25 protein-coding genes and 4 pseudogenes are annotated in these 26,336 nt (G+C 52.3%); 12 read left to right on the plus strand and 17 right to left on the minus strand.

Annotation, left to right across the window (positions count from 1 at the left end; all coding sequences use genetic code 11):
* Positions 1-260 precede the first annotated feature (260 nt).
* Both JMJ16_RS48785 and JMJ16_RS48790 read right to left on the minus strand, forming a co-directional pair.
* The gene (locus tag JMJ16_RS48785) at positions 261-641 is read right to left on the minus strand and encodes a cupin domain-containing protein (RefSeq protein ID WP_201393465.1); all 381 of its coding nucleotides are present in this window, start codon (positions 639-641) and stop codon (positions 261-263) included.
* 211 nt (positions 642-852) lie between these two features.
* Positions 853-2,784, minus strand: coding sequence for a hypothetical protein (locus tag JMJ16_RS48790; protein ID WP_201393467.1), 1,932 nt, complete (start codon positions 2,782-2,784; stop codon positions 853-855).
* Positions 2,785-3,001: 217 nt separating this feature from the next.
* Between JMJ16_RS48790 and JMJ16_RS48795 the strand changes: the two genes are divergently transcribed.
* Both JMJ16_RS48795 and JMJ16_RS48800 read left to right on the plus strand, forming a co-directional pair.
* Positions 3,002-3,649 carry a PadR family transcriptional regulator gene (locus JMJ16_RS48795; protein ID WP_201393470.1) on the plus strand — a complete coding sequence of 216 codons (648 nt, stop codon included), beginning with the start codon at positions 3,002-3,004 and terminating at the stop codon, positions 3,647-3,649.
* Between the two features lie 13 nt (positions 3,650-3,662).
* A complete protein-coding gene (locus JMJ16_RS48800; RefSeq protein WP_201393472.1) occupies positions 3,663-5,276 on the plus strand; it encodes a multicopper oxidase family protein in 1,614 nt (537 codons plus the stop codon).
* A 187-nt stretch (positions 5,277-5,463) separates the two neighbouring features.
* Here the strand turns inward: JMJ16_RS48800 and JMJ16_RS48805 are convergent, their stop codons facing one another.
* Complete coding sequence (locus tag JMJ16_RS48805) at positions 5,464-5,799, minus strand: hypothetical protein (RefSeq protein WP_201393474.1); 336 nt, start codon at positions 5,797-5,799, stop codon at positions 5,464-5,466.
* A 730-nt stretch (positions 5,800-6,529) separates the two neighbouring features.
* Between JMJ16_RS48805 and JMJ16_RS48810 the strand changes: the two genes are divergently transcribed.
* A complete protein-coding gene (locus JMJ16_RS48810; protein ID WP_236602058.1) occupies positions 6,530-6,772 on the plus strand; it encodes an alcohol dehydrogenase catalytic domain-containing protein in 243 nt (80 codons plus the stop codon).
* Between the two features lie 4 nt (positions 6,773-6,776).
* Here JMJ16_RS48810 and JMJ16_RS55355 read toward each other — a convergent pair whose 3' ends face one another.
* The 6 genes and pseudogenes from JMJ16_RS55355 to JMJ16_RS48835 all read right to left on the minus strand — a co-directional run bounded on the left by JMJ16_RS55355 (position 6,777) and on the right by JMJ16_RS48835 (position 11,364).
* Positions 6,777-7,337: an IS630 family transposase gene (locus JMJ16_RS55355; protein ID WP_236601089.1), complete on the minus strand. Its 561-nt coding sequence runs from the start codon at positions 7,335-7,337 to the stop codon at positions 6,777-6,779.
* A complete protein-coding gene (locus JMJ16_RS55360) occupies positions 7,283-7,783 on the minus strand; it encodes a winged helix-turn-helix domain-containing protein (protein ID WP_236601227.1) in 501 nt (166 codons plus the stop codon). The genes JMJ16_RS55355 and JMJ16_RS55360 overlap by 55 nt, the downstream gene beginning before the upstream one ends.
* A gap of 32 nt (positions 7,784-7,815) precedes the next feature.
* On the minus strand, positions 7,816-8,808 hold the full coding sequence (locus JMJ16_RS48820; protein ID WP_201393476.1) for a site-specific integrase: 993 nt from the start codon (positions 8,806-8,808) through the stop codon (positions 7,816-7,818).
* 159 nt (positions 8,809-8,967) lie between these two features.
* Positions 8,968-9,114: pseudogene (locus JMJ16_RS48825) on the minus strand (IS5/IS1182 family transposase); the annotation flags it as partial.
* 86 nt (positions 9,115-9,200) lie between these two features.
* The gene (locus JMJ16_RS48830; RefSeq protein ID WP_201393478.1) at positions 9,201-11,057 is read right to left on the minus strand and encodes a recombinase family protein; all 1,857 of its coding nucleotides are present in this window, start codon (positions 11,055-11,057) and stop codon (positions 9,201-9,203) included.
* Positions 11,005-11,364: a recombinase family protein gene (locus JMJ16_RS48835; protein ID WP_201378908.1), complete on the minus strand. Its 360-nt coding sequence runs from the start codon at positions 11,362-11,364 to the stop codon at positions 11,005-11,007. The genes JMJ16_RS48830 and JMJ16_RS48835 overlap by 53 nt, the downstream gene beginning before the upstream one ends.
* A 52-nt stretch (positions 11,365-11,416) precedes the next feature.
* Between JMJ16_RS48835 and JMJ16_RS55365 the strand changes: the two genes are divergently transcribed.
* The gene (locus tag JMJ16_RS55365) at positions 11,417-11,593 is read left to right on the plus strand and encodes a hypothetical protein (RefSeq protein ID WP_236601198.1); all 177 of its coding nucleotides are present in this window, start codon (positions 11,417-11,419) and stop codon (positions 11,591-11,593) included.
* A gap of 65 nt (positions 11,594-11,658) precedes the next feature.
* On the opposite strand, the pseudogene JMJ16_RS48845 reads toward JMJ16_RS55365, so the two are convergent.
* The 3 genes and pseudogenes from JMJ16_RS48845 to JMJ16_RS48855 form a co-directional block, all read right to left on the minus strand.
* Positions 11,659-11,949 (minus strand): annotated as a pseudogene (locus JMJ16_RS48845) (transposase); the annotation flags it as partial.
* An 18-nt stretch (positions 11,950-11,967) separates the two neighbouring features.
* Positions 11,968-13,776, minus strand: a complete 1,809-nt coding sequence (ltrA, locus tag JMJ16_RS48850; protein WP_201378913.1) for a group II intron reverse transcriptase/maturase — start codon at positions 13,774-13,776, stop codon at positions 11,968-11,970.
* Between the two features lie 554 nt (positions 13,777-14,330).
* Positions 14,331-14,759, minus strand: a complete 429-nt coding sequence (locus tag JMJ16_RS48855) for an IS5 family transposase (RefSeq protein ID WP_201378915.1) — start codon at positions 14,757-14,759, stop codon at positions 14,331-14,333.
* Positions 14,760-15,009: 250 nt separating this feature from the next.
* Between JMJ16_RS48855 and JMJ16_RS48860 the strand changes: the two genes are divergently transcribed.
* Both JMJ16_RS48860 and JMJ16_RS48865 read left to right on the plus strand, forming a co-directional pair.
* Entirely contained in the window at positions 15,010-15,306 is a 297-nt protein-coding gene (locus JMJ16_RS48860; RefSeq protein WP_201383004.1) for a transposase, read from the plus strand.
* Positions 15,264-15,983: an IS3 family transposase gene (locus JMJ16_RS48865; protein WP_236602088.1), complete on the plus strand. Its 720-nt coding sequence runs from the start codon at positions 15,264-15,266 to the stop codon at positions 15,981-15,983. The genes JMJ16_RS48860 and JMJ16_RS48865 overlap by 43 nt, the downstream gene beginning before the upstream one ends.
* A 7-nt stretch (positions 15,984-15,990) precedes the next feature.
* On the opposite strand, the gene JMJ16_RS48870 is transcribed toward JMJ16_RS48865, so the two are convergent.
* A complete protein-coding gene (locus tag JMJ16_RS48870; RefSeq protein WP_236602059.1) occupies positions 15,991-17,181 on the minus strand; it encodes a hypothetical protein in 1,191 nt (396 codons plus the stop codon).
* 141 nt (positions 17,182-17,322) lie between these two features.
* On the opposite strand from JMJ16_RS48870, the pseudogene JMJ16_RS48875 reads away from it, so the two are divergent.
* Both JMJ16_RS48875 and JMJ16_RS48880 read left to right on the plus strand, forming a co-directional pair.
* Positions 17,323-18,988: pseudogene (locus JMJ16_RS48875) on the plus strand (IS1182 family transposase).
* 42 nt (positions 18,989-19,030) lie between these two features.
* Positions 19,031-19,243, plus strand: a pseudogene (locus JMJ16_RS48880) (IS3 family transposase); the annotation flags it as partial.
* Positions 19,244-19,356: 113 nt separating this feature from the next.
* Here the strand turns inward: JMJ16_RS48880 and JMJ16_RS57680 are convergent.
* On the minus strand, positions 19,357-20,025 hold the full coding sequence (locus tag JMJ16_RS57680) for a transposase family protein (protein ID WP_374229178.1): 669 nt from the start codon (positions 20,023-20,025) through the stop codon (positions 19,357-19,359).
* Between the two features lie 209 nt (positions 20,026-20,234).
* Between JMJ16_RS57680 and JMJ16_RS48890 the strand changes: the two genes are divergently transcribed.
* Positions 20,235-21,173: an aminoglycoside phosphotransferase family protein gene (locus JMJ16_RS48890; protein WP_201393486.1), complete on the plus strand. Its 939-nt coding sequence runs from the start codon at positions 20,235-20,237 to the stop codon at positions 21,171-21,173.
* 322 nt (positions 21,174-21,495) lie between these two features.
* On the opposite strand, the gene JMJ16_RS48895 is transcribed toward JMJ16_RS48890, so the two are convergent.
* The 3 genes from JMJ16_RS48895 to JMJ16_RS48905 all read right to left on the minus strand — a co-directional run bounded on the left by JMJ16_RS48895 (position 21,496) and on the right by JMJ16_RS48905 (position 23,651).
* Positions 21,496-21,966: a hypothetical protein gene (locus tag JMJ16_RS48895; RefSeq protein WP_201393488.1), complete on the minus strand. Its 471-nt coding sequence runs from the start codon at positions 21,964-21,966 to the stop codon at positions 21,496-21,498.
* Positions 21,917-22,348, minus strand: a complete 432-nt coding sequence (locus tag JMJ16_RS48900; RefSeq protein ID WP_201393490.1) for an aminoglycoside 6-adenylyltransferase — start codon at positions 22,346-22,348, stop codon at positions 21,917-21,919. The genes JMJ16_RS48895 and JMJ16_RS48900 overlap by 50 nt, the downstream gene beginning before the upstream one ends.
* Positions 22,349-22,415: 67 nt before the next feature.
* On the minus strand, positions 22,416-23,651 hold the full coding sequence (locus tag JMJ16_RS48905; protein ID WP_201393492.1) for an MraY family glycosyltransferase: 1,236 nt from the start codon (positions 23,649-23,651) through the stop codon (positions 22,416-22,418).
* Between the two features lie 248 nt (positions 23,652-23,899).
* On the opposite strand from JMJ16_RS48905, the gene JMJ16_RS48910 reads away from it, so the two are divergent.
* The 3 genes from JMJ16_RS48910 (at position 23,900) to JMJ16_RS48920 (ending at position 26,329) form a co-directional block, all read left to right on the plus strand.
* Positions 23,900-25,036, plus strand: coding sequence for an ISAs1 family transposase (locus JMJ16_RS48910; RefSeq protein WP_201380589.1), 1,137 nt, complete (start codon positions 23,900-23,902; stop codon positions 25,034-25,036).
* A 299-nt stretch (positions 25,037-25,335) separates the two neighbouring features.
* Positions 25,336-25,716 (plus strand): hypothetical protein, encoded by a 381-nt coding sequence (locus JMJ16_RS48915; RefSeq protein WP_201393494.1) that lies wholly within the window; start codon positions 25,336-25,338, stop codon positions 25,714-25,716.
* A 352-nt stretch (positions 25,717-26,068) separates the two neighbouring features.
* Entirely contained in the window at positions 26,069-26,329 is a 261-nt protein-coding gene (locus tag JMJ16_RS48920) for a phosphotransferase (protein ID WP_201393496.1), read from the plus strand.
* Positions 26,330-26,336 lie beyond the last annotated feature (7 nt).

Consider the following 26,336-nt stretch of genomic DNA (forward strand, 5'->3'; position numbering starts at 1 on the left):
GATGAGATGAAATTGCACCGCCATATTATGAGAGAGAAGTTTTTCTCAAAAATCGTCTCAATGCATTCTTCAGGCCAATCGTCGGCAAATTATCTGAGAGAAACGCGCCAATTTACCGGGTCATCCCACGGGTTGCGCAACGAGCTGATTGCTACAAGTTTTTGGGAGCTACAATCGGCTTCGCAAGGAGATCATCCTGGATTTTCAGCGAATCGTAGGATGTTTGGAGGATGAGAGAAAAAAGCTCTGCTCAATGATTGTCATTCCAGCAGAGAAGGCGGTGTGTTTGCTTCTTGCCAATAGATTTTGTCATCCACGGAAGGAGCTCGCAGCATCAACGTTTCCACTGGAGGGTGAACTTCAACCACCTGATGAAACACGCCCGCAGGAAAGCAACAGAACTCGCGGGGGCCAATGAGGAAGCGTTCTCCTTCTACCTCAACAACCACGCTTCCCTGTAAAATGATGAAGCATTCGTCGCTTTCTCGATGGGCATGAGGCAGAGGATCAACCCATGCTTCTTCGGTGTGATTGTACCAAATTTGAAGCCGATCCGATTGAAAGCCAATCTCGTCAGGGGGAAGACGTCCTGCGAGTAAGGTGGAATAGTTCGGTAACTTCCGGTGGTGAAAATGCGTCATCGGTGCTCTCCATAGCTCGAAATCGTCAGGTTCTGCTGGCTTCAGCGAAGTCAGGAACCTCTTGTGTATTCAAACGTGCCCGACAAGGGTTGTGTCACTCCCCTGCGACCTTTGGGGAGGGAGTGTTGGCCGAAGAGAGGGAACGTCGGCTCCACTCGGAGAAGCGTGCTTGTCCGAGTAGGGGGTCGATGGTGGCAGTTGGGAGCGAAGGTCAAGCTGTGGTCCTACCGAGCGAGGCGGCAATGGCTTCTGGAACGCCGAATAGCCTGATCGTTACCTGCTCAGATGATGAAGCGCGAGTATTGCGAGCCAGCCGCTCGTGCCACGAGAGACGAGTATGCGCCCGCTGTGCACGGAAAAGAGGCGGAGGCGAAACGACGGAAGGAGCGGAGGACGATCCATCCGCATCCATCTGCACCTCCACGCGTTGGTGGCGAAGGAGATGGATGCAGGCATGTCGATGAACCCTGCGACTCCAGTCATTCCATCGGATGGGTTCACTCCCAACCACGAGCGGATGAAGTAGCACGCTGACCTGGCGCGGTTTGGCTGTGGCGCTGCCGTTCCATTGACACTGGTCGCGCAACGGACAGGGACGGCAACTGCGAATGCTGGCTCCATAGACCACACGCAGGCTGCCATCGGCTTCTCTGCGCTGCTCATGCGCGATCAGCGCGCTCCCAGCAGGGCACCGCAGGGTCCCATCCGGCTGGAGAGAGAAGTCTGAACCCGTAAAACGGCCAGCTTTCCAGGAAGTGGCAGTGGCGGGTGGAGCATACCCGGAGGGAGGAGCTGACGAAGCTGGACGCATGGCAGCCTGCTCGCTCTGCGGTGAAATAGCAGGAGCGAACTCGGTGATACGTATCGGGTCAGGATGGATTTGATGTCCCAGTTCCAGCCTCAGGTTCCAGACCCATTGAGCCACCAGTTGCCAGCACTCTTGTCCCCAGGCCGAATGAGAGCACCACCGGTCAGGATCTTGCTCGATGTCTTCGTCTGCTAATATCGGCTCAAAGGCCCCACGATGCAGGTACAACGCAACCACATCGCAGGTCGTGAAGGTGTGCTGCGGCAGGTTCGTGAAGAACAGTTCGTAGACCACTCCTGCTCGCGTGACGCCCACTGGGCTCTTCTTTTTGCCCGCCGGATGGGTTGCCACGATCACACGGCAGGGTGTTCCCTCGGGTCCCACCGGAATCTGTGGGCAATCGTAGAGGCTGCGCACCATCTGGCTTTCCGGGCGTTGTTGAAATTGGTCGGGAGGCAAGTGCAGACGCGCCTGAAGCAGCGGATGATCAAGCAGGTGATAGTCTTTGCCACGCGTCACAAACGTGAAGCCAGCCACATCGGCGAGTACGGCCCCGTTGCCATATTGCCCATCGAGCCTCAGCAGCGTGCGTTCTGGTGAGAGCTGGTGGGTAGCCAGATACCGACCAATGGCTGAAAGGGCCTTGCGCAGTTCCTCTCGATATCGCCCGTTCCCTCGGTTCCCGAAACTGTCGAGCCACTGAGAACTGTGCGCCTGCGAGACCGTGGTCCGTGTTCTGACCACCTCCCCACGCTTGCGGCCCCGGTAGCCAGGCGCACAGACCTCATCCAATCGACGAAATGCGGGAGGCAGGTCGTCGGTCTGGGGAAGTGCGCGCTGACGGGCGGCTTCTCGCGTGGCATCGATATCAAAGACCATCCAGGTGTCGCCTTTTCGATCCACCAGCCCTCCGGTTTGCTGGTCGGGTGTGAGTGAGCGAGCGAGCAGATCATCGAGAAAGAGCGTGCGGAGCGCTTCGACCGGTTCCTCTGTCAACGCTGCTAAAAACCGCGAGAGCGTTGAGCGGGCGGGGAGCCGGTCACGATCAAACAAGGCCATGAATGGGGCAGCGAACGGCTGGAGGCTCTCGTAGAACTCCTCCAACGTGCGCTCGCCACTGATCGCATAGCCGAAGAGGACTGCCAGAAAATCGACCACGTCGTAGCGACCAAAACGCTTCCGGGCAAAGCGGACACGCTCACAGAGCTTGGTGAGCACTCCTTGCTTCTTGAGATGTGTCACGACCAGTACGACTTCCCCGAACCAAGGAGGCGGACAAGGGGAGGAAGAGGCTGTGGTGTGGATCTGAATGGAAGAATCGACGATACTTGTCATGACGATCTCCTTGTTGGAAAAAGGGTGTTTCTTTCCTTTCAAGGAGACCATTTTGGAGCAGATGTTCGCTACTGGTCAACTCGTTGCGCAATCCGTGGGATTACGAACATCACTGTATCGAGAAAGAATTGCCCTTGTTCCTCTCTTGCTTTTTCTATATCGATTCGGTATACTAATGACGGTAGTATCGAATCGATATAGAAAAGCAGGCAGAGCATTGACAGAGAAGCAGAATCTACCAGAGAAAAGGGATGTTGGACGAGTCAGCGGTGGGCGTAGTCCCCACCCCGCCTATGAATTGTTTGTGGTGGGCGAACTCATGAATGGACCTCAACATGGCTATAAACTCCACGCGATCATACAGCGCATTTTGGGTCCATTTCATCGGCTTAGCTGGGGAACACTCTATCCCCTTATTCGTCGACTTGAACAACAAGGTCTGATTACGTCCGAGAGTGAACAAGACGACACTGCAGTTTCTCACGAGGGGCATAGACAGACACGCAAGCTCTATCGTCTCACTGATGCTGGTCGGGACCGTTTCTTTGCCCTCATGCGTGACCCGGGCGAATATAGTCCAGACTATCCAGACCTGTTTGCGGTCAAGCTCTCCAAGTTCGGTCTGGTGGACTCTTCCGTACAACTTGCTGTGTTACAGCACTATCGCGAGTACCTCAGCGTTTTGCGCGAACATTACGCTCATGGGATCAGCAGGGTTATGTCCAACCCTGAAATTCGTGATCAGGAGCGCTCTTTCATCCTACAGTTGGCCGAGTACCACATTCACTCGTATGATGCTACATTAGCGTGGCTTGATACAAAGATTGTTAATCTGATAGAACAGCAGAAGAAACCTGAAAATTGAGGAATAAGATAGTATGAAGAAACAGAGGGAAACAGAACAACAGGAAAGCGTCATCGCTCCCCAAGAGGGGAAGCCGGTAGCGAAAAAGCGGGCGCGAAAGAAAATGGTGAGGCGTATTCTTCTGGGTGCACTTTGTTTTCTGCTCGTAGCTGGCGGCGGTATTGGATGGGGCATGTGGTCTTCTCGCTACCCTGATAGGATCAATATGGGGACCGCCTGTAATATGGGAGATATGAAAGATATGAATATGAGCGATATGGGAAGCATGTGCCAGACTGGGAACAGGTCCGCCTCATCCGGTTCAGGTACGCCCATAGACACGCTACAAGCACCGCAGACAGCCGCTCATATCGATACATTTACTCTGACAGCTCAACCTGCTCATCTTTCCTTTGGTTCGGGTAATGCCAGCGACGCCTGGACCTTCAATGGTACCTCACCCGGGCCCACACTCCATGTGCGACAGGGAGACCTGGTCATCGTACATCTTGTCAACCACCTCTCCTTTGGTGTCACCATTCATTGGCATGGCATTACCGTTCCTAACATTGCCGATGGGGTCGCAGGCGTCACTCAAGACGCCGTCAAACCAGGACAGACCTATACCTATCGGTTTCTGGCGAAAGATGCTGGGACGTACTGGTATCACTCGCATCAGGAAAGCTTTGAGCAAACAGGCCATGGCCTTTATGGTATGGTCATTGTTGATCCAGTCATGCTGACAGTACATGATGATGTAGATACGGCTCTCGCTCTCCATATCTGGAATAGCATTCCGACGCTCAATGGGGCCATGGGAGCGGTGCATGTCTCGGCGCAGCCTGGTCAGTGGGTTCGCCTGCGCCTTGTCAATACCGATAATTATCCCTATCACTTGACCCTGGTTGGAACGCCTTTCCTGGTTGCTGCGCTCGATGGGCATGATCTCAACGGACCAACGCCGCTGACAGCGGTTCCCCTCTCAATTGATGGGGGGCAGCGCTATGACCTGCGCTTTCGTATGCCTGAGAGTGGTCCAGTCGCGCTGCTCATTGCCAAAGATGGTGACCAAGAGTATGCAAAGACGCCTGCGGTGCTTGTTGGGCAGGGGCAATTCGTTTCCAGTGCTCTTCCATCTCTCAGCCAGAACGAGTTTAACTTGGCGACCTACGGGCAGCCGCGAACAGACCCCATTACCCTCCAGAGTCACTTTGATGCGACCTATTCGATCTCGCTTGGCTTCACGATTGGCTTTTCCAATGGTCGGCCTGGGCCGGTCTTTACCTTGAATGGCAAAACCTTCCCGGATAGTCCTGAAATTGTGGTCAAGCCGGGGCAGCTCATTCGACTCCATTTTGAGAATAATGCAGATAGTGGTATTCATCCGATGCATCTGCATGGACATACTTTCACGGTACTCACAAAGAATGGTCGGGCGCTGACCGACAGTCCTGTACACCTCGATACCATCAGTATACGACCACATGAGAGCTATGACGTGGCTTTTTACGCGGATAACCCTGGGTTATGGATGTTGCATTGTCATAATCTGTATCACGCCAATCATGGCATGGACATGATGATCGTGTATCCGAATATCTCTACTCCTTATACGATTGGCAATGCATCAGGAAATTTTCCCGATTAACCCATTGGATGCGCAACGAGATGTAGCTCATCAGTACCTTGGCTTGAATGCAGCTCTCCCAACTCTCTTGCTTCCATAAGACAAGCAAGGCCACTTTCTGTACGAACGGAGGGGAAGACAACACGAAGGCTTCGTGTTGTCTTCCCCTCCATTCGTATTCAAGAGTTTATGAGAGAGTAGCCAGCGATTACTCCTCAAAAGTGAGTTTGACAGGAATATTGCCGCGCGTGGCGCTGGAGCAGGCCTGCGAGTTCGATGTCTGTGAGTCCATCGGGGGCGCGTCGTACAGGCGGCGGGCACGCTGTTGTTTCTCATAGGTATGGGCCGGAAGGGGCCTGCGTTCTGAGGTGGGGAAGGGGAGAGGGCGCGCATGGTGCTCGATACAGGCGAGGAACTCTGGCCCTGGTCGGAACCACTCGGAAAAGCGCCTGAGATGGTCCTGCCTGATGGTGAAGGCGGCGCTCGGTGTCGCGCGTGCCGTCCATGACGCCCAGGAGCTGGAGCTGCTCTGCGTACTCTTCACGCAATGGGGCAAGCCTGGTCCGGAGATGGACAGCGCGTGCCAATCTTAATGTAGTGATCTTCGAGATGTTGCAAGAAAGAGATCAGAGCCTCGATCGGTGCGGGTGGTGGCACGCTCTCGGGAAGCCTACGCTGATGGGTGTCTCCTTGTCTTCTCGATGATCTGGCTTCAAGTGTCCCCTATGCTGTGATAGGTGAAAGCATTTTTCGGCGTGTGACAGGCTCCAGCAGCTACTTAAAGCCTGTTTTTCTTCTCCAGGTCTGTGTGCTGGCCTCTGTGTGGCAGATCTCGTTTCCCTGGTTGTGTTTTTCCCATGTTTTTCCTGTGTCTGCGCGGAGCCCGGATCGGTGATCTTCCTGCGTTTTTTCTGCCAAATCGCGATGGCAAAGAAAGGTGCGCTTTTGTGCTCAAAAAGAGGTGCCACTGCTCCCTTTTTGGTGGCTGCGTTTCTGTGTGTGGTCCCGCCCTCATCTTCCTCTCCTGCTCTTCTTTCAAAAAGAAGATTCCCAGATAGCGGTTTTGCGAACCCGCATGGTCGCCATCTTTTGTCTCTCCCGCCGGCGCACCGTTTATCCTCAGGAGCTTACCTCATGCTAATGCACTTCGTGATCATATTTATCCATGAAGGTCTAATTCTAGACCTTGATATCCAGGATACTTCTATGATTAGAATGAATATCCAGCAAGCTCGTATGTGTTTGATATGTTCAGGTAAAGGAGCCGAGAGAGAATGAAAGCAGCCTATATTACTGTTCAGCAAGGTGGTCCAGAAGTGATCGAGTATGGGGATGTGGAGCAACCTCACGTTGGAGTCGGTGAGATTTTACTTCAAGTGCATGCTGTTGGTATTTCTCCGCAGGAGCTCGAATGGGTTCCAACGTGGAAGACTGCCGATGGGCAAGAGCGTGCGAAGCCAATCATCATGGGTCATGAGATTTCTGGCTCAGTTGTTGACTTACTGACCTCGTCATAAACAACTAAACTTCACCAAGTGCATAAGAAAAACAACGTTGAAGGATATCGCGTCGATGACGCAGGCGCTCTTTGGCACGCACAAGCTCTTGGTTGAGGTGAGTGAGATCCTGGCAACACAGGTTTTTGAGTTCGCGGCGTTTGAGGAGATTCCACACGTATTCCTGAGGATTGAGGTCAGGAGCATAGCCAGGCAACCGCTCGAGATGCACCCGTTTCCCTATTGGACTGGAGAGAAAGGTTTTGATCACATTCGCGCGATGGATTGGCGAGCCATCCCAAATAATGAGCAACTTGCCTGAGATCTTGCGGAGTAAGGCTCGTAAAAATCGTACGACGTCTTCGGCTCTATAGGCGTGCTCTTGTGTTTGCATGAAGATTCGCCCTTCTTGGGTGATGCCTCCAATTGCCGAGAGATGATCGCGGGTCAACTTGACACGCACTATCGGGGTCTGTCCTCTCGGGGAGTAGGTTCTCACCATCATCGGCAGAAGATAAAAGCCTGATTCGTCTACAAAAACGATCGTTCGCCTTTCTTGTGCGGCTTTTTTTTTAGAGCGGGCCACTCATGTTCTTTCCAGTCTTCAATTGCCTCCTCATTACGTTGTGTCGCTCGTTCCACCGGTTTTTGGATACTGTACCCCATCTCGCGGACAAGGCGACCACAATGGTCGGGATGATAGCTCACCTTGAACTCTCGTTTGATCACTTGGGCTAGTCTTCGACTATTCCAGACCTCCCCGACAAACCCATAGGCTGATGCTCCTTTCGCCAACAACGTCGGAATGTGCGCCTTCTGTTCAGCCGTCAAGCGAGGTGTCGCTCCTTTTGCAGGATGCGCTTTGAGGGCTTTTTCTCCCCCTTCTCTTCCTTGTTTGATCCATTGGCTCACGGCTCCTTCGCTCACTCCCAATGCCACGGCAATATCTTTTTGTTTCCATCCCTCATGTTTGAGGACCCAGGCGCGTTTGCGTCTTTCTTCTCGCCAATCGGCTTTTCTTGGTGCTCCCATTCCTCCTTCTATCGGCTTTCCCTCCTCATTCTTTACCTCTCTCTGTCGAGGTCAGTAGAGTAGTGCTGGAAGATTTTGTCCACAGCGGCGACGGTCAGTGCCGTTCCATACGTTGGCTGTCCTTCTCGGCTTCTCGCCTCTTTTTTGAGTACAAGCCAGAGGTGATCTGTGCGGAGATTGGCTTCGATCCAGACCTCTGTAAGATAGATATCAAGCAGGCCGAGGATATCGGTGGGCAAGTGGACAAAGCGATCACGGCCATATCCAGCCTTGGCTCTTGCTCCGTTCTCATTGTCAGGGCGAAAGCGAACGTGCACGCCCTGCTTTCCGAATTCGAGATCTTCCATCCTCATGCCAAGGGCCTCTCCAATGCGGAATCCCCCCTCTTTGAGCATGAGACACAACAGGCGGTCACGAAAACCTGTTGGATCACTGTTTGGGTTCTTCCCGATATGAATACAATCGATGAAGGTCCGGAAGTCTTGCTCTGATACCGTAGGAGGAAGCCGGTCAGGCTCTTTCAGCTTCAACTCCATTCTTTGAATAACCGCCGGTCCTCGTCGAGTATGAGCTAACAAATCGCGCTCTGTCAGCCATTTGCCTCTGGGCACATCCACATAACGAACGGGGGATTCGACAAGTTTGCCCCGACGCACAAGGAAGTGGTAAAAGGCACCGACCGCCTGGAGAATGAGATTGACACTGGATGCCGTCAATGGGCCAGGTTGATGAATGGCGGAAACAGCCTCTACGTCGCGATACGGATTGCAGAGCCATATGACAAATTCAGTCAGGTCCGCTGGTGTTACTTCGGGGGCGCCAAGGTTTCGCTGGGCAAGAAAGCGGTAATACCACAACAGTCGGGAGCAATATGCCTTCACCGTGGCTGGAGCACAGTTCGTCGCTGCTTTCCAGTCCAAAAATTCTTTGGCCTCAATGATGAAATCATATTCGTCATCGACGAGGTAATACATTCGCCCCCGATCTGGTCTATCAGCAACGATCATCCTGGGCGCTTCACTCACACCTTCCTCCCTCCATCTCCGCTCTTTTCGTTGTTTCGCCATTGTTGGCGCTTCTAAAGAACATGATACTGACGACACCAAATTCCTCGTAAGGGGACACGTTGTTATCGTTTTTCTTAGGAGTATTTTCTCTCTAAGAATGTGTTTGCTAAAGGGAATCTAGCCAGTCAATTTGGAGAGCCGAGCCAGCATGAGTCGACTGAGAGCCACATGGATGAATGCCTCGCTCGTATCGCAGCGACCCTCAAAGTCGCGTGAGAGGCGTCGACAGCGAGAGATCCAGGAGAACGTTCGCTCCACGACCCAGTCATACTACCCCCAAAAGCTGTTTTCTGTTTCTGAGAGCTTGCCATTGTGCAATCCTTTCTTCATTTGCTGGTATGATATCCTCGTCAAGGTTGTTCAGCAAGTGGTGCATCTGTCCAGCGGTGGCGGAAATCATCTCCAATCGCACGCTGATGGTACGCTCGAAGCCGTTCCTGTTCCGCTTCATCAGCCCACACGACCCAGCGATGCAAGGGCTCATCAAGTTGGCGTGCTCGGATCACTCCCTGACGAATCCAGTGCAAGAGCGTCCCCCGTGGAATGTGGAGGTGGCGAGCCAGTTCAGCGGGCCACCATTCGTCGGACAGGAACCACTCATGGTGTCGAACCCGCGGGCGTGGCGCTTTCACGCCTAATTGGCGTTGCAGTTGCGAGATCATCTCTGTGCGAAAGCCGGTGGTGGAACGAGGAGGGCGAAAGCCTGCATCATTCAACGCCTGAGCAATTGCTACCGCCGCCCAGCCCGCCTCGGTGAACACCTGGACCTGGTGACAGATCTGCGGATACGTACTCAGCTCGCTTAGCTTGCCAATGGGTCGAATCACAACGCCTTCGGTGTGACTACCACCGATCCACTCGATCCGTACTTTCACCTGCTCGCTGGTGCCCTGCACATCGACAATGACTCGCTCGATGACCTGCCGCAGGATCTCTTTGCGATCGGCATCCATGGTCGTTGGAGCCGCCCAGATCGCGGGAATATCGGTCGCCAGGCGACGAATGGCCTCCCGTTCGGAATCCGAAAGCACACGAGGCTTCTGTTGGACAAATCGATGATATTCCTCCTCCAGCTGTTGCTGATCTGCCAGTTTCTCTTCCCATGCATGTTCCAGGGTTCGGGCGACGAGCCGGTGCTCAGGTTCGACCGCATGATACTGACGAGCTGCCCGCTCGGCTTCGTAGGCCGCCCGTTCTCGCCGTTGCTGCCAAAGCCGATCCAACTCAGCGCGCTCCTGCTCCACTCGTTCGGTGACTGTGAGCGATAACTCTAAGGCGGCTGGCTCCAAGGCGGCAAGAACCTGCTGGCTCACGAAGGTATCGAGGCATGGTCCCGCGAGATGTTGACATTTTGGTTCCCCGTAGTGCGTCCAGCGCTCGATACATTCATAGGTGTGAAGATGGTCCCCACCATTATCGTAATGGACATTCAAGCGACAGCCACAGCGGGCACACACGACCAAACCAGCTAAGAGAGCTGGCCCACCCCGTGCAACTCCCATGGCATCAGCACGGGCGCGGTTTGCCTGCAGTCGCGCTTGGTTGTGCTCGTATTGCTCAGGAGAAATGTAGGCCGGACAGCGGTTGGGCAGCAGAACTAGCCACTCGTCGGTGGTCATCACCACACGGCCTGTGCGTGGTCGCTCTGGCTGTTTGCGACGTGGATCTTCCTGTCGGCGTCCATAAACGTAGGAACCAGCATAGAGAGGATGTCTGAGCATCATCTGGATCGTGGCCCGATTGGGGCGGCGCCAGACGAGTTCCCCTTTGCCTGGTCCCTCTCGAACGCGAATACCCAACTGGATCTGGTGATGAGCCAGGTAGCGGACGAGTCCGCCGAGTGTGCCTAGCTCTTCAAATTTCCGGAAGAGGAACCGTACGACCTGTTGCACTTGTTCATCGGGATCGAACTGGATCTCTCCTGTAGGGCTCCAGACATAGCCAACTGGCAGCGCAAACTGCAGTTCTCCGCGCTGAGCTTTGCTCAAACGTCCCTGATGCATACGTTGCTTCAAAACATGGAGTTCAGCTTCTGACATCGTTCCTTTCAACCCAAGGAGCAGGCGATCATTGTACTGCGTCGGGTCATAAATTCCATCCAGGTCAGCAATCAAGGTATGAAAGAGCGCGCAGAGCTCTAAGAGTTGATGCCAGTCAGGGTACGGAGCGCGCCAGACGCGACATCTCGACCCCGAAGATAATCCCAACGTGGTCCAGGCTCACTTCCGAGACCAGCCGTTGGAACCCGGTTCGCCCTTGCGCACTGGCTCCCGACTTGCCCAAGTCATCATCGATCACCAGGACGCGGTCAACGCCCCACCCCAGTGTCTGAGCCCAACCAACCAACCCATATTGGAGTCGTGTGGACTCCTGATGGTCAAGGACTTGTTGAACGGTAGATTGACGCACATAGACAACCGCTAAACGCTCACGGTGCCAAGCATGGAGTTTCTCTGTGCGCAGGTCCTCGAGCGCGGTAAGGCCGGATTTATTCAGCACTGTCGTCGAGCTCATCGTCGTCCCCCTTGCTTGGTACGAGGCTTGGCTCCAGTTGGCGTTCGAGGAGGTGGCTCAACAGCCAGAGGAGTCGCTGACGACTGGTCTGAGGCAGATCCGCCCACAGGTTGATTACTTGCCTGGAATTGGGCGGGGGGGAGCTGTGTTGGGTAAGAGACTGGACATGGAACACCACCTTCCTCATGCTGTGAGGCTTGGGCCACCCGTCTCTGCTCAACCCAGGTAAGCAACTGCAGCAGCCCACTGATACCAAGCATAGGACGTGGCGTGGGTTCTGTCAACCAAAGTGTTTCAGGGGCATTGTGATTGGGTGTTCTCCACCACCCATCGACGGGGTTGGACCTGGAAGCGATGGGGCGTGCGCAGTTTGATGACCTGCACGCTCCAGCCAAACTGCTCTTGGATCCAATCGGCAAACGTGCCAGCGTATGCGCTATCGACCCACACATGTTTCATGCGAGGATATCGGTCAGGCCCATCGGCAAGCAAGAGCCTGCCGCCATCACGATCCTGGATGTCGGCAGCATGCACGCGCACTGTCTGCGCGAAGCCTTCGGTATCAACGAGCAGATGGCGTTTTCTGCCGAACCTTTTGTTAACCTAAGCAGAGGAGTCGCCTCCTTTACTCGGCTTCAAAACTGGACATGATACTTTCGCATCATCCAGCTCCTCAATGATATAGCCTTTGTCAGAGGTACCCACGACCTTCCGAGCGTGTCGTTGGTCATGGCAATGTCGATGGAGCGCAAATCGGTTGCTGATCTCATTTCCTCCGCCTTCGCTTTTGGGAGTGATGTGATCCACCTCAAGGAGATCCCCATTTTGGAACAAGAGTCCACACCATCGGCACTTGCCCTGTTGTTTCTGAAGGAGTTTTGCTAACATCCCGTTGAACATCGAATGGGTTCGTAGCCGCTTACTCCAATAGAGCAAATCACCGTCGTATGGGCTGGCTGTTCCCCGTACTTTCACATGTCGTTGGATAGGCGTTTGCGGGTGTTCTCGCAAGGTCGTTCCCTGCTGGTCAGTAAATATCCAGCCATTGCCGTCATCTACGTGCCAGTATTTCTGTGCTATCCAATGCTTGTTTTTGTTGGGGTGTCTGGAATTCGCCCATGACCTGAGTTGCAGATAGAGAACATGTCCACAATGGCTGAACGTCCGCTTTGCAGCCACAGCCCGGTAGTAGTTGGTCCATCCGCGTATCACTGGATTGAGCTCTCTGATGAGCTTATCCTGAGATGCGCTTCTGTTCTTTTTAATGATCGTCCTCATCTCGGCAACGTGTCGTTGAACGGCTTCTTTGCTCGGTGTGATGATGGTTTTAAAGCCAAGTGGAGGCCCATATTGGTTCGCTTTTCCCGAGTGGGTTTTTCCTACCGGGAATTGGCGGACGGTGAAGCCGAGAAAGTCGAAGCCAATCCGGCCCTGGTATTCTCGGAGCGTATGAGCAATCCTGGTTTTACTTGGCTTGAGTTCCAGTCCCATGTCGGCTAACCATGTCGCTAATACTTCTTGAGCTTTCTTTACACCTTCTTCTGTGGGATGGAACACCACCAGGTCATCCGCATATCGAACCAGTTGGGGTCGATCCGTTTTGGTTCGATAGGCGTTCATGAGGGCGGTCTCCATGCCATAAAGGGCTATATTCATCAATAACGGTGAGGCGACTCCTCCTTGTGGAGTTCCTCGGGTTGTCTCTTCAAAGACTCCGTGATCGACAACCCCAGCTTTGAGCCATGTCTTGATGACACGGCGCATGGTTGGGAAGGTATTCAGTTTCTCAAGGAGTGCTTCGTGGCGGATGTTGTCGAATGCGCCTTTCAGATCAGCGTCTAAGACATATTTGGCCTTATGCGCAATGATCACGAAGATCGCAGCCATCGCATCCTGACAGGAGCGTCCAGGGCGAAATCCATAACTGTTCGGCTCGAATTTGCTTTCCCATTCCGGTTCCAATGCGAATTTTACCAGAGCTTGCTGGGATCTCGTCTCCATGACGGGAATGCCCAATGGGCGCATTTCGAGTTTTCCTGGCTTCGGAATATACACGCGTCGGACCGGGAGGCTCTTCGCGCGTTTCCAGTGCTTGGGGTGAATGCGTTCGGCCAGTTCAAAGCGTTGGGCTGGGGGAACCGATTTGACTCCATCCACCCCAGCAGTTTTCTTTCCCTGGTTATCCTGCGTGACCCGTCGTACCGCCAGCAGTCGGGCTGCCCTCGACTTCATCAACAATTTTTGGAGTGAGTGGACTGCCTGTGTGTTGCCACGTTGTTGGGCTTGGAAGATGCGCTTTTGTAGCCTGTACACGTGCTGCTCGAACTTGCGCCAGGGCAGTGCGCGCCAACGCTCACTCTCAGGATCAAGAGGCGTTTGCCGCTTCATCCTGGGTGCCTTTGTCTTTGGCATACGACTGGTGCCTCTTCCTTCCATATCATCGTGCCTACGTCAGCGTATCCAGGAGCTTTCCTCCTGGCTTTTGCTTCTTAGGCAATCCCACTCTCAAGGGCATTGGTTGGAACCGGCTTGGCGTATCGACCATCGCCAAGAGCCACTTGAGAGTTATCCCGTTCCGAATATCCGTTTGTCGTTGCCGTAGGTGTGTGCTATCCACCAGATATGGGGATGAGTGAACAGAGGCGGGGAAAAAGACGCGTCTGCATCGCGATCATATCACTACCTTTTGGTCAAGTCTCTCAGCCTGTTTGACTTGTTGACGCTCATGATGGTTGGTCACGCACATTCGATTTACTCATCTTGTTAGACGAGCTTCTCACCATAGCAACCTGGCAAAGATTTCGACTCTCGTCAGGCTCAGAGTCTACTTTCACATGCCTGCTTTACGGATTGAGGTCCAGTCGCTACCGTAAGGCATGGCCATTTCCGCCTTCACCGGGCGGGAGAGGGATTGCACCTCACGTCGGATATTCAGTTATCAAGATTCATTCCTTGCTCGCCATCCCTCAGCAGCATATGCTGATTTCGGCGAAACGGGCCGCACTTTTCCCCGCATCGTAGCCGCGCTCTCCACCGCGCACCGCGCTGGTCTGGATGGTTTGGCTATCGATGCTTCCAGCAGAAGGGTCTTCCTCACGCCCCAACTCTTGGCGCAGACGTTTGCGCAAGTGACTGTGGATGCGTTCCCAGGTGCCATCGAGCTTCCAGTCACGGAAGTACTGATACACCGTCTGCCAGTTGGGCAAATCGTGGGGCATCATGCGCCACGGCTCTCCGCTGCGCAGAATATACAGGATGCCATTGATGATCTCCCGCCGCTCAATTTCGGCTGGCCGGCCTTCGGTCGAAGGCTTGGGCACCAAGGGCTCAAGAATGGCCCATTGGGCGTCAGTAACATCACTTGGGTACGCCGGTCGATTCCGGTGGGGAAGCATCACTCTGACTCCTTCTTCTAGTTCAGTTGGTCGCAACGATCTCCTTTCTTTTCTTTCTCGACAACTTTCCCATTAGCAAACAGTTTCTAAAGAAAAAATCGGGCGAAATATGCTTCACAAAGAGAAAGGCACGATATGCTTCACAGAGAGGATTTACGTTGAGATGAGCAACTTTTCATCATGCTGAGATTGACCCGGAATTGGGGAGTCGGGGAAGAGAAAATTGCTACAATACAACCAGGAGGGTTTCATGGGCAAATCTCAACCGACTTATACGAGAGAATTCAAGCAGCAGGCTGTTCAGTTTGTTCAAACCAGTGGAAAAAGTAAAACACAAATAGCGAGAGATCTCGGCATATCTGACAGTGCTTTAAGCAAATGGTGTAAAGAATTTGGTGAACGAGGTGAGGAAGCTTTTCCTGGAAAGGGGCATCAAACACCACCAGAAGAGGAAATTAGAAATCTAAAGCGTGAACTAGAAATATTACGGCAAGAAAGGGATATATTAAAAAAAGCGGTAAGCATCTTTGCGCAACCCCATCCGTAAAATTTCAGTTCATTGATGAGCATCGCTATCTCTTTCCTATTGTTCGCATGTGTCATGTATTAGAAGTATCAGAAAATGGATACTCTAACTGGCGTAAAAGAGGAAAGTGCCAAAGAAAGCGAGAAGATGAACGACTTGCGGAGCGCATTGAAGATGCGTATCATTCTCATAGGGGCCATTATGGAAGTCCTCGCATCCATGCTGATTTGAAGGAGGACGGGATTTCTTGTGGAAGAAAACGAGTTGCACGAATTATGCGAGAGAAGGAGCTGAGTGCTAGGAAAAAGAAGCGAAAAGTCCGAACAACGGACAGCGATCATGCGTTGCCGATTGCACCCAATCTCCTCCAACGTGATTTTGCAGCTTCTGCACCGAATAAGAAGTGGATGTCAGATATTACCTCTATCGAGACACGCGAGGGATGGCTCTATCTTGCAGGGGTAATAGATGCATTTTTACGAAAAATTGTCGGATGGTCGATGGGTGAGCATCATGATGCAGAGTTAGCAAAAGCCGCACTTCATCTCGCGCTTTCCCGACGCCAGCCTGAAGCTGACCTGATCCATCACTCCGACCGTGGCAGCGAATATGCGAGCCTGGCGTATCAAGCCTTGCTGTGCCAGCATCATATTCAGATCAGCATGAGTAAAAAAGGAGATTGTTATGATAACGGGTAGAACCCCACTAACCGGTGGCTGAGCATAAGACGCCCTTGCGCAGACGAACCAGCGGCCGAAGACGAGCGGACTGGACTACTGGAGCAGGAGTTTGAGCCTGTTTCTTTCGCCGCCCTCGCCGCTTGGGCTCAACCCATGGCAGGGGAGCGATTTTGTAGTGCAAGAGTTCGCTCATCGTCCAGATATAGTCTGTGAGCCCCGCCGCCATCGCAGGCGTACAGGCTCTGCCCTCATGGGTCGGCTTGCAGAGCTCGTGATGTGGCCAACACAGGTTGTACGTCGTGCCGAGCAGGTACATGCCCGTTTCCAATGAACGCAGGCGGCGAGCGCTCTGACGACATTTGCGCGTCAAGGTGGCAAGCCGCTGACGCATGGTGGCATTCAAGCGTTCAATGAAAGCGGTATTGAGGACGTTGCCTCCTTTCGATTGCTGCAAGAGCCGCTCAGCCTCCTCTTGCGAGCCGTAGGACATGGTGCGCGTGACCTCGACCACCCGTTTCTTCTGTGTGCGCTTGATCACCGTTCCAATGTGGAGCTCTGGCCAGAGGCACAAGCGGGCGCGCCCTCGTCCTGGCTTCTCTTTGACCTTTTCACGGAAGGCTCGCTTGATACTGCCTGGGTATGCCGCCCAGCCATCGGTCAAGACCAACAGCGCTTTCAAAGGCTCTGCACAGCGTCGAACCTGCTGGAGAAGCCGATCAGCCAGCGCTCGATCTCGCGTGAGCGAGACAGCTCCAGCCAGCCAGAGGCGAGTCTTGACCATGATGGCTAGGCCCATCCATGCCACCAGCTTGCAGCCTTTGACGCGAATCTCATCGGCTTGCACATGCTGCACGTCCAATTGAGCGATTTCGACGATGTCTTGATGCACCTGTTGACAATGAGCTCCGGCTCGATCACGCCAACTGGCCACGGTGCGTTCATCCAGACCAAAGGCATGCACGATGGCTTGAAGTGGACACCCATACGACAGGAGCGTCACGACGATGACAATGAGCTCGGTTGGCTTGCGCAGCCCTTCCAACATGGTTCCTCGGCGAGCACTGAAGGTCTTGCGGCAGCATGTACAACGATAGCGCTGCCGCTTGCGTTCATGAATGACGATGTTGCCCGCTCCTATTTGCCCTCTTGCGGAGCACGCCACATTCGGGCAAAATACTCTCGACGGCTCCATTGGGTCAGATGTGGTGGTTTGCATATCCATATCTTGTCAATGGAGCCTGATTTTTGCAAGTCCCTCTCACTTTCACCGGTTAATGATATTGTTGGCGAATTGATATGGAGCAAAATATGAGATACTAAAGGAGCACAAAAAAGACAAGCATTCAGGAGAGAACCCATGTCACTACATCCACAAGCGATCCCGCCAATCCCAGAAGAAACCGTACAGATAGCACGCGCCATTTTGCCCAAGGGAAATACATGTATTCATATGCGAGATGCATTAGGAACGTTTTTTCAGGATGAAGATTTCTTGGACCTGTTTCCAGCAAAAGGACAACCAGCGGAATCCCCTTGGCGGCTCGCTTTGGCGATGGTGATGCAATACGCAGAGGGGTTAACGGATCGGCAAGCAGCGGATGCAGTGAAAACGCGCATTGATTGGAAATACGCGCTTCCGCTTGGAAATCAAGGATCCAGGATTTGATTTTTCCGTGTTGAGTGAATTTCGTGGTCGTCTCCTGGCTAATCAAGCTGAGCGCCGTCTTTTTGATCTCATGTTATCTCAATTCCGAGAACGAGGCTGGATCAAAGCGCGAGGCAAACAACGCACGGATTCAACGCATGTTCTGGCAGCTATTCGAGCTGTGAACCGTCTTGAAGGTGTTGGAGAAGCCATGCGCCATGTCCTCAATATCCTGGCAGAAGTAGCTCCCGATTGGCTTCTTGAGCGTGTTCAACCTGAATGGGAAAAACGATACAGATCGCGCTTTAGCGACTTTCGTTTACCAAAGGACGAGAAAGCGCGTCAAGAGCTCGCAGAGCAGATTGGAGCTGACGGCCGAATGCTCCTGGAGAGCATCTGGGGCAGCACAACCCATGCCTGGTTACAAGAACTCCCAGCAGTAGAGATTCTGCGAAGGATTTGGATCCAGCAGTATCACGCGAGTGAGCAGGGAACGCCTTGGAGAAAAGATCAGGAGCTTCCCCCAGCAGCGCTCTTGATCCAATCGCCATATGATGTGGAGGCGCGATACAGCAAGAAGAAGCAGACAGGATGGGTTGGCTACAAAGTGCATTTTACCGAAGGATGTGACGCTGATCAGCCTCATTTTGTGCTCGAAGTTACCACGACAGCATCCACGCTCCCAGATGGAGACGTCATGGAAAATCTTCATGAACGCTTGGCTGGCAAGCAACTTCTCCCCAGCCAGCACCTGGTCGATAAAGGCTATGTGGACGCCGAACTGCTTGCCACGAGTCAGCATCGCCACCAGGTTGATCTGGTTGGGCCGGTTCTTCCTGATACCAGTTGGGCCTCAAAAGAAGCTGGGCGTTTTGATCATAGCCACTTCCACATTGATTGGAAGGCCAAACAGGTCCTGTGTCCGGCTGGGCAGACAAGCCGAGATTGGGGACATATCCCTGATCGACATGGAAAGCCAAGTCTGCGTATCCGGTTTCCCCTTCCCCTTTGTCGGGTTTGCACACTTCATGAGAAGTGCTCGTCAACCGCAGCCAAAGTGCTCATTTTGCGACCAGATGAAGCCAGCTATGTGGCACTTCAGCAGGCTCGAAAACGTCAGAAAACCGCTGAATTCCGGGCGTTGTATGCAGCGCGAGCAGGCATTGAAGGAACCGTTGCTCAAAGTGTACGTACCTGTGAGATACGCAGATCCCGATACATTGGCATGAAAAAACTCAATCTCCAGGCGTTTCTAACAGCGACCTCCATCAACATGCTTCGGGCTTGTCATTGGATTGCAGAAGCGAAGCTGGCAACCACGCCAACCTCTCGTTTTGCAGAGCTGCTCGCTTCTGTCAAGCAAGTAGCTGTTGCATAGCTTCTGCTCATTCGCCAACAATATCTTAATGGAGTCCTACCTGATAACGCGATGATCGAAAGTTTTTGCGGGACACTCAAGGAAGAATGTGATGCTCCTTTTCCCTCTTTAAGTCGATATGAGGCGAAGATCGCTATTTTTGAGTACATCGAGGTCTATTATAACCGAAAACGAAGACACTCGGCTCTGGGCTATCTTAGCCCAGTTACCTTTGAAAAACAGGAAGAAGCAAAGAAACTCACACTTGACAAATAACATCAATTGTCACATGATGTTTATGTGTAAACGTTACGTTACGCTTTAACGTTGGTGCTTCTTATTTTAAGATAAATAGAACGTTTTAACGTTTTTCACGTCTCTCCCCTGACTCAACTTCCACGTTCGAGTCCTCTCCAATTCCGGGTCAATCTCACATATGAGTTATTGTTCTCAGCATACCTTGTAAACGATCGCCAGGACAAGCCTTTCTCTGAATTCTGACAGAACCGTTGACCTTTGCGCCATGCCCACTCATCCACTCCCACGACTCGTACGGTGGAGGAAGAAGGGAGTGGGGCTTGGCGGACAAGCCGCAAGAGGGTCGCGGGACTGCACATCATTGCCAGTCGTCGGCTCAACCGCGCGCCTGCTTCCCCTCCCATCGTTTCGCCAATGATGCGTAACAGTTCTTGTGCAGAGCAGGTCCGCTGAGCACGAGGAGCGACCAGGAGAGGAAAGGATTCTGCAAACGTTTTTCGGCGACAAATGGGGTTAGAACAGCGAAACCTTCGGACGTGGAGCAGAAGACGAACCGGTCGACCATTCGAAGGCAGTGTCTTTGGTGAACGGGTGTATGTGCTGTGAACTTGGAACGAGATGTGTTGGCAATTGGGACAACAGGCGCTTGATGTCGTGGCACAAGCCGTGATCACAATGGCTTCCTCAGTTTGGCCCACCTGCTCCACTAAGCAACCAGGAAGGTCGGGTAATAATGTGATGAGGAACATAGACTCTTTTCTTGAATAGCTGGAGATGTTCGTGGGGAATCTTTCTCTCATTATACCACATTTCCCTGCACGGAAGATGACGGAGAACCAATTTATGTGTCAGGACTGTTAAACCGTTACCAGGCTTTAGCTCTCTTCACAAGTCACTCTAAGCAAGTAAGCGAGAAAATAAATGAGGGCTCTTGGACACATTCGGTGTGCCTGTCAGCCTGATTTTGCGCTATAATAGCACCAGTTTCAATCAAAGGAGTGAGGAATAATTGTACAGCAGCACCCCCCGTTCCGAGGAATACCAACATCGTCTGCTTGAGTTCATCAGGCAGAAATATGGAATAAGCGCCGCCGTACTAGCACCCGCAAAACGCGGCTATTACGGTGAAACGTGGCGGCTGGACGCTACGAATAGCAGCTATTTTCTAAAACTGGTTTACCCCGCCGCGCATAAAGCCGTCTATGAACGCAGCTTTTCTATAATCCAGCACCTATGTGACCACGGCATTGACTTCATCAGCCGAATCGTAAAGACAAAAGACTACGACCTGTCCACACGATTTGACGGCGCAATACTCGGCGTTTTCGACTGGATTGACGGTGAAAACATAGAAACAGACGCTACAAAAATCCCGGAATATCAAATGCTGGCGAAGGTATACGCAGTTCCGTCTTGTGGCGTTCCCATTCTCCGTGAAGATTTTTCGGGCAAAAGCGCCGATAAGTTCTTCGAGCAATGGAACGCGCTGGATAACATACAGATTCACTCACTGCTTGAGAAAAATCGCGCCAAGCTGGAGCATAGAGCCAAGAGGTTGAAATACTTTGCCGAGCTGTGCCGAGGTGACACGGCGGACTTCTTCATCACCCACGGCGATGCCGGAGGAAATCTGATTGTGAACGGTGACAGGTACTTCATCGTGGATTGGGACACCCCCATCCTCGCGCCGCCGGAACGTGATGCATGGGTCATGTGCTGCCGGGATTGGGCAAGGGACGCTTTTTATAATGCTCTGTGTCAGAACGGCATTAGACACACCCTGCGTTTGGAACGGCTGGCGTATTACTGCTATCTTTTTTTCTTTTTCTATCTCACCGCATACCTCGATGGATTCACGCAAACTGACACTGTGCGGGAGATTGAAGAATACATTGACGGCTGGATAGAGGAAAGTATTCAATACGCAGACACAAATAGTCAAAGTTAAAATTTGAGTGGGCGAAAAAGCGATTGTGTACGATTGGAGATATAAGCCAGGCTATGAGACGCCGAAAACGGCGTTTTTTGGCGATTTTGTTATGAAAAGACATTTACCATATTGCGGCAAATGGAGAAAACGCCCGAAAAAGCAATTTGGAGGTCGTATAAGTGTTAGTAGAACGAGGTTCTAGGACGCTTTCGGTGTGCCTGCTTGCTAGGATGAACAATTGATGGTGTGTCATGCTTCTCTGTTTTTTCTCACATGAACTTGGTCATGGCCTGAGTGGCACTTCAAGAGAGTAACCGTGAGGGTATGTAGAGAAGTCCATTTAACAATGAGTAAGCACTATCTCTACACGCTTCGCCAGTACCTGAGGCCAGACATAACCATACCGGGTGGTAACGTTGCTACATACCTCTGAGGCCAACTGAGTTGTATTCTTGAGTGCATCGGCCATGCCTTTCAGAGAAGCAGCATCAGGAAGGCAGGCGTTGAGCTGGACCAGACGCTCAGGCGAGAGTGCGCGTTCTATTCCCTGGGCTGTTGGATATCCATACCAGCGGGAAATAGCGTTTCCTTCCAGTCTAAGGAGCCTGATGAGTGGAGGAATAACGGTGACATGGAAGAGTTGGCGGGTGCCCCACTGATCGCCACGTTGTAGTTTGCAGACGCTATCGAGGAGATAATACCAAAAGCTCAGTGCCGTCTGCTCAAAAGCCTCTCGCAGATCCGACGGGTGTAAATCCTGTTTAGCTAGCTGCTGCATGTAGGAAGTCAGGTTGTCCATTCGTTGCATCATACCAGACACTTACCGTATCTGCTGTTGGAATCTGTGGCCAACGCAAGGCATTCCTCATTTCTCCCAGACGATAGTACACCATATCTACCCTCAAGGGGAGCGGCTCCACATCATAGACGGCACGTGTGAGAGGATGCCCTATTGTCTCATTCTTTATCAAGAGGAGAAGTACTCCCAACTGATCAAGCCACTCCGGGAGTGTCGATGTAAAGGTCTCAAATTGCTCATCATGGAGAAAGACAGCGACGTCGATATCGGACCAGGAATCAACTTCATGTCCACCGGCAGAACCATAGGCAACGAGACCGACAATGCGATGATCATGCTGCCCTCTATTGACAATACGTTGTACCATCTCCCTGCGTACTGATGTTTCAGCCATGTGTGAGCCTCCATTCTCTTCCCTTCAATGATCCTGGAGATCACTATTTCGGAGTTGAAGTTTCAAGCTATTTCGATTGCTCGCCAGTTATTACTCCCTGTTGGGTTTCACGTTTATCTTGTAACTGCCGACTCCACCAGAGCAGGACACCCATTGTCAGAGCGACGAGCACGAAGCCGGGAATTTTATATCTGCTGGGAAGGGTTAGGGCCAGAAGGCCTGAAAGAAATGTGACACTATAGAGGATGATGCAGATCTGCCGTGCCCCTAGTCCGCCAAAGAGCAACCGGTAATGAAGATGGGTCTGGCGATAGTGTAAATGGAGGATATCAAACTTCATCGGATTCTGACCGCGGCGAATGCGGTTGATTGCTACCCAGGCGATATCCAGAATGGGAATTCCCAGCACCATCAAAATCAAGGCAAATTTTGCTCCCCCCATCACTGCCAGCATTGCAAGGGCCAGACCAATGAAGTGTGCGCCACTATCACCCATAATGATCCGAGCGGGATTCCAGTTGTGGGGAAGAAATCCAGCGACTGCACCGGTAAAAATAGCCCCGAGCAGAGCAATACTATACTGTCTGAGAGACCAGCTAATGATCGTAATAAATATCCCTGCAATAGCGACAATTCCCGCTGCCAAGCCATCGAGCCCATCAATAAAATTGATTGCGTTCATCATCCCTGTAAACCAGAACCAGGTAAAGATCACCGCCGGAATAGCCAGCCATGAAACAAGTGGTTCACGAATAAATAATGTCAGTTCGGGTTGTTGATACCAGGGCAACGCTGGATCATAGGCGACTCCACTCGCGAAAGGGTTGTGGACGCCAAAGAAGAGCACGCCGTGGAAAGAGTGTAGACCAGGGCCCATCATAATCAAGGCCGCCAGTGTCTGAGCGAGCAATTTGGGCAGCGGTTTCAGTCCTCTGATATCATCATAAGCATGAATGATAACGATTAAGAGCGAAGCAATCAGGAAAAGCCCATAGATGACCACTTCTTTAGGATAAATATGCCCAAAGAGAACCTGCGTCTGGCCCTGTTCGCGCGTCAGGGTAGGGAGATAAAGCACAAGCGAGACCAGTACAAAGGCAGCGAATATTCCCAGACCTCCCAGCCGGGGACGCACATTTGTCTTGATTTTGCGTGCTTCAGGTCGATCGAGCCAGCTAACTTTGCGGCAGCAGGCAATAACCCCAAATGTAAAAATATACGTGAGCGCAAAGGCCAGCGCGCCCGCGAGAAGCAGCTGGACACTATGTGCGATATCAAGCGAAGGTAGAGCAGCGTAACTCATTTCGGTCTAGAGCCTCCCCGGTTCTCTCAATTCCAGATGCACACAGGAACTTAGATGCTGATCAGCACAAAAAATGATCTAGCAATATTTTCCTTTATTGCCTATCGAATTTAGTCTAACAGGCAAAACTGGAGCTGTCAAGAAACTGGGAAACCTAGCCAGGGCAATCGCATCTAAATAAGCTCAGCAACAATAAAGGAAAGGAAGAGGAGGTGATAAAATAAGCCAAAAAAGCGGGAGGCTATGAGATGGAGGAGAATGGCCGACGAGATCTTGAACGTCTGTTTGCGCAAGTAGAAGACCCTCGGGTGGAGCGAACCAAACTGCATCGATTACGGGATATCATCATCCTGGCGATCTGTGGAGTCTTATGTGGAGCAGAAGGCTGGGTTGAGATCGAGGAATTTGGGAACGCCAAAAAGGCCTTTTTTACGGATTTGCTCGACTTGCCCAATGGGATCCCGTCTCACGATACGTTCGGGCGTGTGTTTGCGCTCATTGATCCCAAACAGTTTGAAGCCAGCTTCATCCGATGGGTGCAAGGGATCAGCCAAACAGTCAACGGAGTGATCGCGATTGATGGCAAAACGCTGCGCCGCTCGCATGATCAGGCAGGAGGCAAAAAAGCGCTGCATCTGGTCAGTGCCTGGGCGGTCGAAAATCGTCTGGTGTTGGCTCAACTCGCGACGGAAGGGAAGTCCAACGAGATTACCGCCATCCCGCTGCTCTTAGAGCAACTGGCGCTCAAAGGCTGCATTGTGACCATTGATGCGATGGGGACGCAAACGAAGATTGCCGAGCGGATTATTGAGCAAGACGGCGACTACGCCCTGGCTCTCAAAGACAATCACGGGAACCTCTTTGACGAGGTGAAAGCGACGTTTGCTCTCGCGGAAAAAGACGGCTTTGCCAGCCCGTACTGGGAGTTGGATCGACAGGTGGAGAAAGGTCACGGTCGATTGGAAATTCGCGAACAGTGGACCCTGAGTGATCCGGAAATCCTGGCGTATCTCGACCCGCAACACCAGTGGAAAGGCTTGCGAGGCATTGGGGTCGTTCGGGCGCAACGGCGCATGGAACAGAAGACCACAAAAGAAACGCGCTACTTCTTGCTCAGTTTTTCGTCAGTCAACACCTTTGCCACTGCGGTCAGAAGCCACTGGGGCATTGAAAACAGCCTGCATTGGGTCCTCGATATCGCCTTTCGGGAAGATGAATCGCGCGTCAGGCTCGGTCATGCCGACGAAAATCTCGCGGTACTCCGCCATATCAGCTTGAATTTGTTGCGTCAGGAACGCTCTTCCCGTGTTGGCATCCATGCCAAACGTCTCAAATCCGGATGGGACAATCAGTATCTTTTGCGCGTTCTGGATGGGGTTAACTAGATGCGATTGCCCTGGAAACCTAGCATGGAGTGTCTGTGTGGAAAACTGCAAGGCCCTGCCCATGTTTTCAGGGCTTTCCTACACAAGTCGTTTCCTATTGCAGAGAATATGGAGCGCGACTTGCATTATCATGGCTGGCTCGTAGAGCCATCACACTTCCAATTCTAGAAGATGGAAAAGCTCTGCTGTATGGAGAAGGGGCGTGTGTTTGACGAAACTGTGCTATAATAAATCGCCCGTTCGTTTTAGCTCGACAAGGTTGCGTAGAAAAAGAGAGCGCGAACGCGAGGCACCACACTATGATTATTCGTTGCAGTCATCTCCATGAAATTGGTGTGCTGAAGCACCCATGCTGTTTCCATTGTCATGGTCCGGCAGGCTGTGTAATGATGATTCTCCCCGGCGGGCATCAAGCCATTTACTGTTGTGCTCTGACTCCTCCTTTGACACCGGAAGAGGTAGAAACGATTCTCGCAAATATCCCCCGATGGGAAGCGTTGCTGGTCAATCCAAAGTATCATAGGAGGCTCCGTCAGGAGTATGAAAAGGCTCAAACCAGGCTGCGCTTACTTGAAGATTTGATGCTTGACGCGCAAGTTGAGCTTGAACAGGCCGATACTTCCGCGCTTCAAATTCATCTCTCTGTTGACCAGTCCTTGTCCAAGGAGCGTACGGAATAAGGTTTCAGAGGAGGTATCCTCTGGAGCTGAAACACAGCCAGGGCCTTGCCATTCTAATAAACTGAGCAACAACCGGTGAGCAGGAGGGCGATCCAGATAGGGCTTCAAACGCACTGTTGTTGATGAGGAGAATATCTGAGTAGCAAAGTCTGTTTCCACTTACCGCATGAACAGGATGTCAGAATCATCAGGCTGTACTGTGCAAAGGAAGAATGCAACCAGTGGAGCAACCGAGAAGAGGAAATATCTGATTGGTTTCACCCTCATTTCCTGGGGCGATATCCATCTTGCACAGAAGGTTGTTTCATGCGATACTCAAGAAAAACTCCGAAGAACGATGATGAGGTAGAGAATGGATGTCTCAAACCTGTGGGCAGCTTGGCCTGTCTCTGGTCCCTGGCATATCTCCCCTTTGCTCGGTGGAATGAACAATGCTATGTGGCGTGCAGATACAGCCGATGGCCAATCCTACGTGTTACGTCTCTCGACCAATCTGGGCCGTGTTCCTCGTATACGCTATGAGGCCCAACTTCTTCAAGCGTTAGAAGACGAAGATCTCCCCTTTCGCCTTCCTGTTCCGTTGAAAGCAACTAGTGGGTCAACTTGCAATTGAGCACCAG

This window comes from Ktedonobacter sp. SOSP1-52 (genome assembly GCF_016587395.1).